Source organism: Nonomuraea sp. NPDC049655 (assembly GCF_044465465.1).
GTDB lineage: Bacteria > Actinomycetota > Actinomycetes > Streptosporangiales > Streptosporangiaceae > Nonomuraea.
Genome location: NZ_JBITLS010000001.1, coordinates 809210 through 821986, shown reverse-complemented (window position 1 = coordinate 821986; position 12777 = coordinate 809210). Strand labels below are relative to the sequence as shown.

13 protein-coding genes are annotated in these 12777 nt (G+C 73.7%); 6 read left to right on the top strand and 7 right to left on the bottom strand.

Features of this window, described 5'->3' with window-relative positions:
* The first annotated feature begins 6 nt into the window (after positions 1 to 6).
* Both ACIBQ6_RS03780 and ACIBQ6_RS03775 read left to right on the top strand, forming a co-directional pair.
* Positions 7 to 1878: a prolyl oligopeptidase family serine peptidase gene (locus ACIBQ6_RS03780; protein WP_358293278.1), complete on the top strand. Its 1872-nt coding sequence runs from the start codon at positions 7 to 9 to the stop codon at positions 1876 to 1878.
* Complete coding sequence (locus ACIBQ6_RS03775) at positions 1875 to 3137, top strand: M20/M25/M40 family metallo-hydrolase (protein WP_358293280.1); 1263 nt, start codon at positions 1875 to 1877, stop codon at positions 3135 to 3137. The genes ACIBQ6_RS03780 and ACIBQ6_RS03775 overlap by 4 nt, the downstream gene beginning before the upstream one ends.
* On the opposite strand, the gene ACIBQ6_RS03770 is transcribed toward ACIBQ6_RS03775, so the two are convergent.
* A complete protein-coding gene (locus ACIBQ6_RS03770; protein ID WP_397210081.1) occupies positions 3130 to 4701 on the bottom strand; it encodes an FAD-dependent monooxygenase in 1572 nt (523 codons plus the stop codon). The genes ACIBQ6_RS03775 and ACIBQ6_RS03770 overlap by 8 nt on opposite strands.
* 84 nt (positions 4702 to 4785) lie before the next feature.
* Between ACIBQ6_RS03770 and ACIBQ6_RS03765 the strand changes: the two genes are divergently transcribed.
* Both ACIBQ6_RS03765 and ACIBQ6_RS03760 read left to right on the top strand, forming a co-directional pair.
* On the top strand, positions 4786 to 5439 hold the full coding sequence (locus ACIBQ6_RS03765; RefSeq protein ID WP_397210079.1) for a TetR/AcrR family transcriptional regulator: 654 nt from the start codon (positions 4786 to 4788) through the stop codon (positions 5437 to 5439).
* A 54-nt stretch (positions 5440 to 5493) separates the two neighbouring features.
* Positions 5494 to 6093 (top strand): TIGR03086 family metal-binding protein, encoded by a 600-nt coding sequence (locus ACIBQ6_RS03760; protein WP_397210077.1) that lies wholly within the window; start codon positions 5494 to 5496, stop codon positions 6091 to 6093.
* A 55-nt stretch (positions 6094 to 6148) separates the two neighbouring features.
* Here the strand turns inward: ACIBQ6_RS03760 and ACIBQ6_RS03755 are convergent, their stop codons facing one another.
* From ACIBQ6_RS03755 to ACIBQ6_RS03745, 3 genes are all read right to left on the bottom strand, one after another.
* Positions 6149 to 6892, bottom strand: coding sequence for a DUF427 domain-containing protein (locus ACIBQ6_RS03755; RefSeq protein WP_397210074.1), 744 nt, complete (start codon positions 6890 to 6892; stop codon positions 6149 to 6151).
* 40 nt (positions 6893 to 6932) lie between these two features.
* Positions 6933 to 7517 carry a hypothetical protein gene (locus ACIBQ6_RS03750; protein WP_358293300.1) on the bottom strand — a complete coding sequence of 195 codons (585 nt, stop codon included), beginning with the start codon at positions 7515 to 7517 and terminating at the stop codon, positions 6933 to 6935.
* A gap of 71 nt (positions 7518 to 7588) precedes the next feature.
* Complete coding sequence (locus ACIBQ6_RS03745) at positions 7589 to 8056, bottom strand: adenylyltransferase/cytidyltransferase family protein (protein WP_352354085.1); 468 nt, start codon at positions 8054 to 8056, stop codon at positions 7589 to 7591.
* Between the two features lie 206 nt (positions 8057 to 8262).
* Here ACIBQ6_RS03745 and ACIBQ6_RS03740 point away from each other — a divergent pair, with 206 nt between their 5' ends.
* A complete protein-coding gene (locus ACIBQ6_RS03740) occupies positions 8263 to 8763 on the top strand; it encodes an ATP-binding protein (protein ID WP_358293301.1) in 501 nt (166 codons plus the stop codon).
* On the opposite strand, the gene ACIBQ6_RS03735 is transcribed toward ACIBQ6_RS03740, so the two are convergent.
* On the bottom strand, positions 8717 to 9691 hold the full coding sequence (locus tag ACIBQ6_RS03735) for a response regulator transcription factor (RefSeq protein ID WP_387669976.1): 975 nt from the start codon (positions 9689 to 9691) through the stop codon (positions 8717 to 8719). The two genes, ACIBQ6_RS03740 and ACIBQ6_RS03735, sit on opposite strands and share 47 nt — an antisense overlap.
* A 197-nt stretch (positions 9692 to 9888) precedes the next feature.
* Between ACIBQ6_RS03735 and thrS the strand changes: the two genes are divergently transcribed.
* On the top strand, positions 9889 to 11064 hold the full coding sequence (gene thrS, locus ACIBQ6_RS03730) for a threonine--tRNA ligase (protein ID WP_397210072.1): 1176 nt from the start codon (positions 9889 to 9891) through the stop codon (positions 11062 to 11064).
* Between the two features lie 16 nt (positions 11065 to 11080).
* Here thrS and ACIBQ6_RS03725 read toward each other — a convergent pair whose 3' ends face one another.
* A complete protein-coding gene (locus ACIBQ6_RS03725; RefSeq protein WP_358293305.1) occupies positions 11081 to 12049 on the bottom strand; it encodes a magnesium transporter CorA family protein in 969 nt (322 codons plus the stop codon).
* Positions 12049 to 12762 carry a DUF72 domain-containing protein gene (locus tag ACIBQ6_RS03720; protein ID WP_397210068.1) on the bottom strand — a complete coding sequence of 238 codons (714 nt, stop codon included), beginning with the start codon at positions 12760 to 12762 and terminating at the stop codon, positions 12049 to 12051. Before ACIBQ6_RS03720 ends, ACIBQ6_RS03725 begins: the two co-directional genes overlap by 1 nt.
* Between the last annotated feature and the right edge of the window lie 15 nt (positions 12763 to 12777).

The following is a 12777-nucleotide window of genomic DNA, read 5'->3' as shown; positions in this document are numbered from 1 at the left end:
TCTTTCATGAGTATTCGACCGATCGATGTGGCGCGTACCGACGGCGGCCCCCAGTGGGTGGAGGCCGTCGCCACGCCCGAGGGCGTGGAGGTGTGGTGGGACGAGCCGCGCCCGCACGAGGGCGGCAGGCGCTGCGTGGTGCGCCGCCTGCCCGACGGCTCGCGCGCCGACGCGCTGCCTCAGGGCTGGAACGCCCGCAACCGCCTGGTCGAGTACGGCGGCCGCTCCTGGCGCCCGCTGCCGGGCGGCGGCCTGGTCTTCACCCATTGGGCCGACCAGCGGCTCTACCGCCTGGACGCCGCCCCCGGGACGGCCGCCGAGCCGGTCGCCCTGACGCCCGAGGGCCCGGCCCGGTACGGCGACCTCTACCTGCCGCCCGGCCGCGACGAGGTGTGGGCGGTCCGCGAGATCGACGACGCGCGCGACCTGGTCGCGGTCCCCCTGGACGGCGGCCCGCTCAGGGTCGTCGCCCGCGCCCACCATTTCCTGATGAACCCCCGCCTTTCCCCCGGCGGCACCCGGATCGCCTGGATCGGCTGGAACCACCCCGACATGCCCTGGGACGGCACCGAGCTGTGCGTGGCCGACCTGTCCCCGGACGGCGTCGCGGGCCCCCACCGGGTCGTGGCCGGCGGCCCCGAGGAGTCGGTGACGCAGGCCGAGTGGCGCGACGAGGAGTCCCTGTACGCCGTCACCGACCCGACCGGCTGGTGGAACGTGCACCTCGTGCACCTCGACGGCTCCCCCTCGCGCAACCTCACCCCCGTGGAGCTGGAGTTCGGCGCGGCGGCCTGGAAGCCGGGCCTGGCCTGCCTGGCCCCGGCGGGCGAGCAGCTGGTCGTCGTGTACGGCACCGCCGACCACCGCCGCCTGGGCGTGCTGGACCCGGCGACGGGCGGCCTGCGGGAGATCGGCGGGGACGGGCACACGTACTGGGCCTCGACGGTGTCGGCGGCCGGGGGCAAGGCGGTGGCGGTGGGGGCGACGCCGTACACGCCGCTGGAGGTGACGCTGGTCGATCTCGCCACCGGCGGGCACGAGGTCGTCTCGGCCCCCAAGCCGCTGCCGGACCGGGCGCTGCTGCCCACCCCGGAGGCGGTGACGATCGAGGGCGTGCACGCCCATCTCCACCCGCCGGCGGGGGTCGCCGGGCCGGCGCCGTACGTGATCTTCGTGCACGGCGGCCCGACCGGGAACACGCCGGTCGTGCTGGACCTGGAGGTCGCCTACTTCACCAGCAGAGGGATCGGCGTGGCCGTGGTGAACTACGGCGGCTCCACCGGTTACGGCCGGGCCTACCGCGAGCGGCTGCGGCACCAGTGGGGCGTGGTGGACGTCCAGGACTGCGCGAAGGTGGCGCGCGGGCTGGTGCAGCTCGGCCTGGCGGACGCGGCCAGGATCGCGATCCGGGGCGGCAGCGCCGGCGGCTGGACCACGGTGGCCGCGCTGGTGCACAGCGACGTGTTCGCGGGTGGCGTCGCGCACTACGCGATCACCGACCCGGAGAGCTGGGCGGCCGAGACGCACGACTTCGAGTCGCGCTACCTCGACGGCCTGGTGGGCCCGCTGCCCGAGACGCGGCAGCGGTACACCGACCGCTCGCCGCTCCTGAACGCGGCCCGGGCATCGGGCCCATGCCTCATGCTGCACGGTCTGGAGGACGCGATCGTGGACGTGAGCCAGGCCGAGCGATTCACCGCCGAACTGGACAAGCACGGCAAACAGTGGGCTCTGCTCACCTTCGCCGGCGAGCAGCACGGCTGGCGCAGGGAAGAGACCATCGTGGCGGTGCTGGAGGCCGAGCTGGCCTTCTACGGGCTGATCTTCGACCTGGAGACGCCCGGCGTGCCGCCGCTGACGCTGAAGGGGAGAGCGTGAAGAGCGTCGCCGAGATCTGCTCGGACCTGATCAGGTTCGACACCACCAACCCGGGCTCGGGCGAGCGCCCGGCGGCCGAGTACGTGGCCACGCTGCTGGCCGACGCGGGGCTGGAGCCGGTGGTGTTCGAGTCGGAACCCCGGCGCACGACCGTCGTGGCCAGGATCGACGGCGACTCCTCCGACGCGCTGCTCGTCCACGGCCACCTGGACGTGGTGCCGGCCGACCCCGCCGAGTGGCGGATGCACCCGTTCTCCGGCGAGATCACCGACGGCTGCGTGTACGGCCGGGGCGCGGTGGACATGAAGGGCTCGTGCGCGATGACGCTCGCGGCCGTGCTGGACATGGCGGCGCGCGGCGTGCGGCCTAAGCGGGACCTGGTGCTGGCCTTCCTGGCCGACGAGGAGGCGACCGGCGACCACGGCTCCCGGTACGCGGTGACCGAGCACCGGCACCTGTTCGACGGCGTCACCGAGGCCATCAGCGAGTCGGGCGGCTTCAGCGTCGAGGCCGGCGGGCGGCGCGTCTACCCGATCGCCGTCGGCGAGCGCGGCACCGCCTGGATGAAGGTGACCGCCCACGGCGTGGCGGGCCACGGCTCGCGGCCCGCCGTGGACAACCCCGTCGCCACGCTGGCCCACGCCCTGTCGCGGGTCGCCGCGCACCAGTGGCCGGTACGCCTGACGCCGTCGGTCGCCGCGCTCCTGGAGAGCCTGTCGGAGATCACCGGCCGGCCGATCGACCTGGACCGGCTGGACGCCGAGGCCGACCGGCTGGGCGCGCTCGGCGAGCTGTTCCACGGCCAGATCCGCAACTCGGCGAACCCGACGATGCTGGCGGCCGGTTACAAGGTGAACGTGGTGCCCTCGACGGCCTCGGCGCACGTGGACGGCCGGTACCTGCCGGGCCTGCAGGAGGAGTTCCTCGCGACGATCGACGAGCTGCTCGGGCCGAAGATCACCCGTGAGTTCGTGAACCTGGAGGAGGCGCCCGCCGCGCCGTACCCGTCGGCGTTCTTCGACGAGCTGGCGGGGGCGCTGGTGGCCGAGGATCCGCAGGCGCGGCCGGTCCCGTACGTGATGAGCGGCGGCACCGACGCCAAGTCCTTCGCCACCATCGGCATCCAGGGGTACGGCTTCGCCCCGCTCATGCTCCGGCCCGATCTGGACTACTTCGGCATGTTCCACGGCAAGGACGAGCGGGTGCCGGTGGAGGGCCTGGAGTTCGGCACCCGCGTGCTGACCCGCCTGCTCACCTGACCGTCCCGGCCCGGCGACGCCCTCGGGCCGCCGGGCCGAACCAGGCGGTCAGCGCGTCCTCCAGACCGCTCCCGCCCGCCCAGGCGACGTAACCGTCGGGACGGACGAGCAGCGACCCGCCACCGGCCTGGGGCATGTCGGCCACGGCCGGGCGCACGCGGTCGCGGTGCCCCGCCAGAGCGTCGGCCGACGCGCCCGCGCCGCCGGACAGGTCGAGCAGCAGCCCCCGCCCGTCCCGCAGCAGCTCCGCGACCGGCCGCCCGGCCTGTTCCGCCGTCGCGGCTTGCGCGTCCGGCAGCGGGGTGGCGGTCAGGGACGGGGTGAAGCGGCCCACGCGGGGGTCGGGCGCGGCGGGCGCGTAGTCGACGTCGGTGCCCTCGACCATGCGGGTGAAGTGGCGCTCGGCGTCCGGCAGCGCCATCACCTCCGCCAGCACCTCGCGCAGCGCGTCCACCTGGGCTCCCGGGCGCATCGCCGCCACCTGGGCGCGGGTGTTGCGCAGCACGCGGGCCGCCACCGGGTGACGCTCGCCGGTGTAGGTGTCCAGCAGGCTCTCCGGGGCCGCGCCGCGGGCGACCAGCGCCAGTTTCCAGCCCAGGTTGACGGCGTCCTGCAGCCCCAGGTTGAGTCCCTGGCCGCCGATCGGCGAGTGCACGTGGGCGGCGTCCCCCGCCAGCAGGACGCGTCCGTTGCGGTAGGAGTCGGCGTGCCGGGTGTTGTCGCTGTAGCGGACGCCGGCCTCCAGGCGGGCGACCCCGACGTCCTCCCCGGTCACCCGGCGCAGGCTGCCCGCCAGCTCCTCGGCGGTCACCGGCGCGTCCCGCCCGGAGGACGCGTCGCCGGGGCCGCCGTCGAACTCGATGGTCGCGATCTCTCCGGGCACCAGCGACAGGTTCACCAGCCCGCCCGGGCTGCGCAGGGACGAGCCGACCACCCCTGGGCCGGTCAGCGTGGCCACGGCCGTCCTGCCGGTCATGGTGGCGGGCGTGCCGGAGAAGGCGAACCCGGACCGCTTGCGCACCAGGCTCCGCCCGCCGTCGCAGCCCACCAGGTAGGCGGCCTCGACGCGCTCGCCGTCCGCCAGGGTGGCCACCACGCGGTCGGCGTGCGCGGTGACGTCCACGACGGCGCGGCCGTGCCGGACCGGCACGCCGAGCTCGGCGGCCCGCGCGGCCAGCACGGCCTCGATCCGGTGCTGCTTGAGCATGACGTACTCGGCCGTGCCGTCCTGCGCCAGCAACGGCAGGCCGGCGAAGTGGCCGCGCATCACGCCCTTCCGCAGCAGCTCGGTCATCATGCCGACCATGTCGGAGCGGTCCGGCTCGGGGCCTGCGGCCAGCTCGTCGAGCATCCGCCACTGCGCCTCGGCCAGCGGCTCCACCAGCCCGCGCAGCTCCAGCGAGTGCAGGGTGCGGGCGTTGAGCGAACGCAGGCCGAGGCTGCGGCTCACACGTTCCGCGCCGGTGGCCGCCTCCAGAACCAGCGGCCGCGCGCCGCCGAGCCGGAGCTCGCAGGCCAGCAGCAGCCCGACCGGCCCGCCGCCCACGATGATCACGTCGGTCATGCCGACTCCTTACTTACGCCGTATGCTTACGTCGTAAGTAGAGCACGTACACCGTAAGCTCTGTCAAGCGCGAAGGGAGAGCCGATGGCACGGCGCGAGCCGCTGAACCGGGACAAAGTGCTGGCCGCAGCCCTGGAGCTGGCCGACAACGAGGGCCTCGACGGCCTGTCGATGCGGCGGCTGGCCAAGGTGCTGGGCGTCGAGGCGATGTCGCTCTACAACCACGTCTCGAACAAGGCCGACCTGGTCGACGGCATCGTGGAGCTGGTGTTCCGCCAGATGGAGCCGCCCGACCCGGAGCTGCCGTGGCAGGAGCAGCTGCGCGCGACGGCACGCAACATGCACCGGGCGTTCAGCCGCCATCCGGTGGTCCCACTGGCGCTGGCGACCGACCGGTCCAACCCGACCTCGCCGCACGCCCTGCGGACCCTCGACGGCCTGGTCGGCACGCTGTACGCGGCGGGCTTCGACGACCTGGGCGTCTGGCGGGCGCTGACCGCCGTGAACGGCCTGGTGTTCGGCACCCTGCTGCTGTCCACCGGCGGCTTCGGCGGCGCCCCCGGCCGGCACGCGGGCGAGGAGCAGGTGGGCGTCTACATCCGCGCCCTCGACCCCGTCCGCCTGCCGCACTTCGCCCGGCTGCTCCACTGGACGCGCGGCGGCGTCGATCCGGCCGCCGACTTCGACCAGGCCCTGGACCTGCTGATCGACGGTCTCGCGAAGGCCGTCGCAAACTAGTGGAACAAACTATTCCGTTCTGCTAATATGGAGTCATCTCGAAAGGAGCTCCACATGGGCGACATCATCAGCGGCTGGGACGTTCTGGACGCCTCGCACGAGGCGCTGCGCAAAGCCGTCAGCGGCATCCCGGCGGGCGGCTGGGACCTGCCGACCCCGTGCTCCGAGTGGAGCGTCACCAAGGTCTTCAAGCACGCCGTGGGCGACCAGATCGGCTTCGCCGCCACGCTCACGGGCGAGGCCGGGCCGGCGTTCAACCCGTTCGACCCGCCCGCCGAGCCGGGCGCCGACCCGGCGGCCGAGCTCGATGACGCGCTGACCCGCTCGGCCAGCGCGTGGGCCGCGGTCGACCGCGACGCCGCCGAGGTGCCCACGCCGGTGCCGCCGAACAAGATGTCGCCGTGGGCGGGCTCGACGGCGTGCGCGCTCGACGCGGCCGTGCACGCCTGGGACATCGCCGTGGCCACCGGTCAGCCCTCGCCGCTGACGCCGGAGATGGCCGGGCCGCTGCTGGAGGTCGCCCGGCAGATCGCCGACCCGCTGCGCCCGTGGGGCGCCTACGCCCCGGCGCTCCCCGACGACGCCTCCGGCGACGAGGTCGCCGCGCTGCTGCGCTACCTCGGCCGCGACCCGCACTGGTCGCCGGCCGCCTGAGGCCCGCGTGCGCCCCGCCCGAGCGGCGGGGCGCCGGCAGGGCGCATGACCTCGGTCAGGAGAACTTGGTCTGCGGACGCTCCTCGCGCTCGCCGTCGACGAAGATGTCCAGCTTCTCGTTGTAGAAGGCGATCAGACCCGCCACGCGCTCGCTCTCGGGCAGCGGCGTGCGGTAGGACCAGGCCAGGTCCTTCTTCCCGTTGACCGACCAGTACTCCGCCGTCCCCTTGTACGGGCAGCGGGTCGCGGTGTCGGTGTGCTCCAGCAGGTCGAGCCGTACGTCGGTCTTGGGCAGGTAGTAGCGGGCCGGCAGGCCGGTCTCGAACAGGATGCGGGCGTTGCGCGAGTCGGCCACGGTGACCCCGTCCACCTCCACCCGGATGTGCCGCGAGCTCGGCAGGATGTCCACCCGCGTGTACGGGTCGCGGGCGTGCACGTAGACCTCCTCGTCCTCCTCGAACCAGGCGTCCATGGCGTCCCAGTCGAAGCGCACGTGCCCGCGGATCTCCTCCAGCGGCGAGTCGCCGTAGACCAGCGCCGCCTCCGGGGCCTGCGCGGCGCCCGAGGTGACCGTGTGGACGGCGGCGTCGCCCCTGCTCGGGGAGTGCCTGGACGCGCCGGTCGGCTTGAGCGCCGCCTCATCGACGTCCTGGAGGGGGAAGTAGTAGGTGGGGTAGAAGGGGCCTTCCCACACCAGCAGGGCCCGGGTCGTGTCGGCGATCGGCCGGCCGCCCAGGTAGGTCCGCACGCGCTTGGCCGACCGCTCGACGCGGACCCGGCCCCGGTTCGTGGCATCCATGTCCCGGCCAACCCGCGTGGCGGCGGGGCTATTCCGGCACTCAGACCCCGAACAGCGCCAGCGTCGCCCACGTGGTGAGCGTGCCGGTGACCGCGCCCGCCGCGACCTGCGCCCATGTGTGATGGGCGAGGCGGACCCTGGCCCAGCACACCAGCGCCACCACGGCCGCGCCGGCGATCGCCACCGGCACGGCGGGCAGCACGTGCGCCAGCACCACCACCGTGCCCGCCGAGACCGCGGCGTGGAAGGAGATCTTCCAGCGGGTGGTGATCGGCACGGTCACCGCCAGGGCTACCAGCATCGCGGTCACCGTGGCCACCAGCAGCCGCGGCGCGCCCAGCACGACCAGCAGCGCGAGCGCGACCAGCACGGCGGCCACGGCGGCCAGCAGCGGACCGGTGCGGCGGGCCCGGTCGACGATGTGGTGGGAGTCGAGCCGCCCCGAACGCACGCCGAGCGCGATCACCGCCGCCGGCACGCCGCCGCAGAACGCCGAGGCCACCAGCCCCCAGGCCGCTCCCGCCCATCCCTGGGCGAGCAGGCCCACGGCGGGCGGCATGACGATCACCAGCACTTGCGGTGCCAGCAGGTTCGTCACCCGCTTCGCCACCAGGTCGGCCATCATGGCATGAAAGATTACGCGATCATGGCCGCTGCCCGTTTCAGCGACGCCCCGGCCGCTCCGGGGCCGCCTGGTCAGCCCTTGCCGGCGGCGTTCACGATGCGGGTCGTGGAGCGGTCGGGGATGGCCGCCATCTCCCAGCACTCCGCGCCCAGGATGGCCGCCGCCGTGGCCCGCGCGCCCGCGTGCGGGTCGCCGGCCGTGTGGGCCAGCGCGCCGGGCCGCATCGGCGCGAGCAGGTCGATGTAGTCCTCGGGGCCGTGCGCCTCGGGCGGCCCGGCCACCACGAAGACGCCGGCCACGCAGCGCAGCGCGGCCAGCACCTCGGCCCGCTCCGCCGCCGGGTTGAACGGCCGGCTGGGCCCCTTCCACGCCCGCACGCGCGGGTCGTCCTCCACGCCGACCACCAGGGGCAGCCCGCGGGCGGCCACGGCGCCCAGGTAGCGCACGTGGCCGACGTGCAGGATGTCGAAGACGCCGGTCACGACGGCCGCCCCGGGCCGGTCGTACGGCTCCACCCAGACGGCCTCCAGGCTGCTCACGCGACCTCCTCCGACGGCCGGGCGAGTAGGCTGCTGTGCACGCTTTGCTCCCCCACGGGCCTAGACGACTCGTCGATCGCAGCGTACTCGGTCGCCGCGGCAGGTCGTGCAGGCGACCTTGGAAAGAGCATTCCTACCTTTTCGCGATAATCTCTCGCCCCCTGCCCGCGCGTCTCATGACGTCACCTGATTCGGGGGAGGTCGCCGTGGCGCCGAGGGACTCAGACCATGCCGACGGGGGTGAGACGCCCGGCTTCCGCGACCTCGCGGTCCGGCTTCCGGGGGTCGCGTCCCAGGTCTCGCGGGCCAGGGGGCTCGTGACGGACGCGCTCGGCCGCGATCACCCCTTCCATGACGACGTGGTGCTGCTCACCAGCGAGCTGGCCACGAACGCGATCCTGCACACCAGGTCCGGGGACGGCGGCTCGTTCACGGTGTCGGTGCTCAGCTCGGACACCACGGTCCGGGTGTGCGTGGCCGACGGCGGCGCGGACGGCCCGCCGTGCGTGTGCCGGACCGCTCCGCAGGCGACCAGCGGCCGGGGACTGCCGCTGATCGAGGCGCTCAGCCACCGGTGGGGGTTCGTCCGCGAGGGGGGCTCGACGACCGTCTGGTTCGAGCTGACGCAGGCCCGCGTGCCCGCCGGGCAGGAGCCGTGCGTCACAGGTCGAGCCGGCACAACCCTTCGGCCAGCGCCTTCGTGGTGAGCCTGGTGCGGCTGTCGCAGCCCAGCTTGGCGAAGATGTGCTCCAGATGGGTGGTCACCGTCCGGACGCTCAGCACCAGGCAGGCCGCGATCTGCGGGTTGGAGTCGCCGGCCGCGACCCGGGTGAGCACGTCGACCTCGCGGCCGGTCAGGTCGTAGGGCAGCGGGCAGGGCCGTTCGGCGGCGACCGCGCCCTGCAGCGAGCCCTGGTAGCCGACGCCGGCCCGCAGCAGCCGCACCTCGTGCCAGCGGCCGCCGCCGTCGAGCCACAGGCCGCGCCGGCTCAGCTCGCGCGAGTCGATGAACGCCCGCGCGAAGGCCGCCATGGCGGGGTCGTCCCACAGCTCGCGGGAGACCTCGTGGCCGGGCACCGCGCGGCGCTCGCCGAGCCGGTCGAAGGCGACCGCGCGGAAGTCGGGCGGCAGCCCGGCGGGGTCGATCACGCACCGGGTCAGGTCGGTGACGTGCGCGAGCATCGGGCTCACGGCGGCGACGAGGGCGCCGGCCAGCAGCGGGAAGGCGTCCTTGGCGGCCAGGTGCAGCAGGCCGGTGTAGCGGCCGCCGTCGGCGAGGAACAGCGGCGCGGTCAGCCCGGCCCGCCATCCGTAGGGGGCCAGGTGGCGGCGGAAGTACCGTTCGGTGCCCGGCTGCGGCATGGGCACCGGCCGCCGCCCGGCGATGGCCTCGCGGCAGGCGTCGAGCGCGGCGTACTCCTCGGCGGCGTCGCGGTCGATGCGGCGGTGGCCGTCGGAGACGACGCTGTGGTGCCGGCCGGTGGCGGGGTCGTAGGCGACGAACTCGTAGGCGTCGAGCGGGACCACCTGGCGCAGCGCCGCCATCGCCGCGTGCGCGCCGCCACCTCCCGCGACCTGGTAGCCGACCTCGGCGAACGCCTGCAACTGGCGGACGCTCAAGGTGATCTCAGCCACGTGCTCTTTTATATCATTTGCCATTCCTTGACCGGCTGTTGAAGATTTTCTTCACGGCCGCCGCGGTGCTACGGTGGCAGGCATGCAGCGCGCTCTCGTCACGACGACGCCGGACACGGTCCCGGCGCGCTGATTCCACGCATCCCGGGCGGGCGCCCGGGAGCTGGTCGTTCGCCCTTTCACCGCAAAGGACGATCATGAACGACCACCGCAGGCTCGGCCGCGAGCTGGAGATCTTCGGCACCGACCCGCTGATCGGCTCCGGCCTGCCCTACTGGCTGCCCGCCGGGGCCGCCGTGCGCAAGGCCGTGGAGGACTACGTCCACGAGCTCGAACGCCGCCACGGCTACGTGCACGTCAACTCCCCCGTGCTCGGCAAACGCGAGCTGTACGAACGGTCGGGCCACTGGGCGCACTACGCCGAGGACATGTTCCCGCCCATGAACGTGGGCGGTGAGGAGTTCGTGCTGCGGCCCAGCCTGTGTCCGCACCACGCGCTGATCTACCGCTCGCGCGGGCGCAGCCACCGGGAGCTGCCGCTGCGCGTGGCCGAGCTCGGCGGCATGTATCGCTCGGAGCTGTCGGGCGTGCTCGGCGGCCTTACCAGGGTGCGGGCCATCCAGCTCAACGACGGCCACGTGTTCTGCGCGCCGGAGCAGGCGGCGGCCGAGGTGTCGGCCGCGCTCGACCTGATCGAGGCCGCGCACGCCCAGCTCGGCATCGAGGCCGCCCGCTACCGGCTCTCGCTGCGCGGCGAGGGCGGCAAGTTCGTGGACGACCCCGCGATGTGGGCGCGCTCGGAGGCCGTGCTGCGCGAGGTGCTGCAGGAACGCGGCCGCGCCTACGACGAGGAACGCGGCGAGGGCGCCTTCTACGGCCCGAAGATCGACATCCAGATCGCCGACCCGGCGGGACGCGAGAGCACCCTGTCGACCGTCCAGGTGGACCTGTACCAGCCCGAGCGCTTCGACCTGTCGTACGCGGGCGGCCGGCGTCCCGTCATGGTGCACCGCAGCGTGGTCGGCGGGATCGAGCGCCTGGTCGCGCACCTGATCGAGGTGCACGGCGGCGCGTTCCCGGCGTGGCTGGCGCCCGTGCAGGCGGTCGTGCTGCCGCTGTCGGACGCCGAGCTCCCGGCGGCCGAGGACCTGCTGCGGCGGGCGGTGGCCGCCGGGCTGCGGGCCGAGCTGGCGCCCGCGGACCGTGGCAGCCTCGGGGCCAGGATCAGGGCGCACCGGCTGGTGCCGTACCAGCTCGTGGTGGGGCCGCGGGAGGTCTCGGACGGCGTGCCGTCCGTCCGGCTGCGGGACGGCGGCCAGGCGGGCCCGGTGCCGGTCGAGAGGCTGGCCGCGAAGTGCCGGCCGCGCTTCTGACGTCCCTCACCGGCGTTCAGAGCCAGTCCTTCTTCTTGAAGACCGCGTACAGCACCACGGACGCCACGGCCACCAGCACCGACGACACCCAGAAGCCCGAGATGTCCCCGGAGCCGGGGTAGGGCACGTTCTGGCCGTAGAAGCCGGTGATGGCGGTGGGCACCGCGATGATGGCGGCCCAGCTCGTCACCCGCTTCATGATCTCGTTGAGGCGGAAGCCCTGCTGGGCCAGGCGGGTCTCGCGGACGTTGGCGAGCATGTCGCGGATCGCCTCCACCCACTCGGCGACCCGCTGGACGTGGTCGTAGACGTCCTCGTAGTAGGGGGCCATCACCGGGTCGGCGACGATCTCCTGGTCGCGGCGGAGCAGCGTGCCGAGCACCTCCCGCATCGGCATGGAGATCTTGCGCAGCCTGGCGGTGTCCTTGCGCAGCACGTACATGGCGCGCTGGAGCTGCCTGCCGTCGCGGGGCGCGTCGTCGAACAGCGACTCCTCCATGGCCTCGGCCCGCGCGTCGAGGTCCTGGACGAGGTCGAACTGGCTGTCCACGACGTAGTCGAGCAGGCCGTGCAGCAGGAAGGAGACGCCGTGCCCGGCCAGGCGGGAGGTCGCGTCCCAGCGCCTGACCACCTCGTCGATGTCGAAGCAGGCGTTCTCCCGCACGGTCACCAGGGCGTTGCGGGTGACGAAGGCGTTCACCTCGACGGGGACGAGGCGGCCCTCGTCGAGGTGGATGCCGTACACGGTGATGAACAGGTGGTTGTCGTAGACGTCCACCTTGGGGCGCTGGTGGTCGCTGAGGACGTCCTCGACGGCCAGTTCGTGCAGGCCGAGCTCCTCGCCGACCTGGTTGAGCTGCTCGGGGGTGGGCGAGCACAGATCGAACCAGACGGCGGCCTCGGGGTCGCCGACGTGGTCGGAGACCTCCTCGACGGGGAAGCCCTCCTTTTCGAGGACGCCGTTCCTGTACAGACGCGTGCGCATCAGGTGAGTCTGGCAAATCGCCGGGCATCGCGCACGGCCGCTCCCCCCGGATCGTTGTTGAAGTAGACGTGGACGTCCCGCCATCCGGCCTGCTCCACCCTCCTCGCCCAGCTCTTCAGCGCCGCCGCGCCGTAGGAGGGCCGGGGGGCCGCCAGGCCCTCGTGCAGACGCACGTACCCCCAGTCGGCGGTGCGCCACAGCGGCGTCAGCGGCCGGCCGAGCCGGTCGGCCCAGCACAGCGCGGCGCCCCGCGCGAGCAGCACCTCGCGCACCTCGCCGGTCCACCAGGAGTCGTGCCGCGGCTCCACCGCCACCCGCACGCCGCCGGGAAAGCAGCCCAGGCAGCGGTCCAGCAGGGCGGGGTCGGCGCGCAGCGTGGGCGGCAGTTGCAGCAGGACCGGGCCCAGCTTCTCCCTGAGCGCCCCGGCGGCCGCCATCAGCCGGGCGACCGGCTCCTCGGGCCCGGCCAGCCGCTTGATGTGGGTGAGGTAGCGGCTGGCCTTGACCGCCATCACGAACCCGTCGGGCGTGCGCTCCCGCCAGGCGGCGAACGTCTCCGGCGACGGCAGGCGGTAGAAGGCGTTGTTGCTCTCGACCGTGGGGAACTCGGCCGCGTACGTCTCCAGCCACAACCGCTGCGGGACCCCCTCGGGGTACAGCACGCCGCGCCAGTCCTTGTACTGCCATCCGGAGGTGCCCACCAGCGTCGCCACACCCGGCTCCTACCC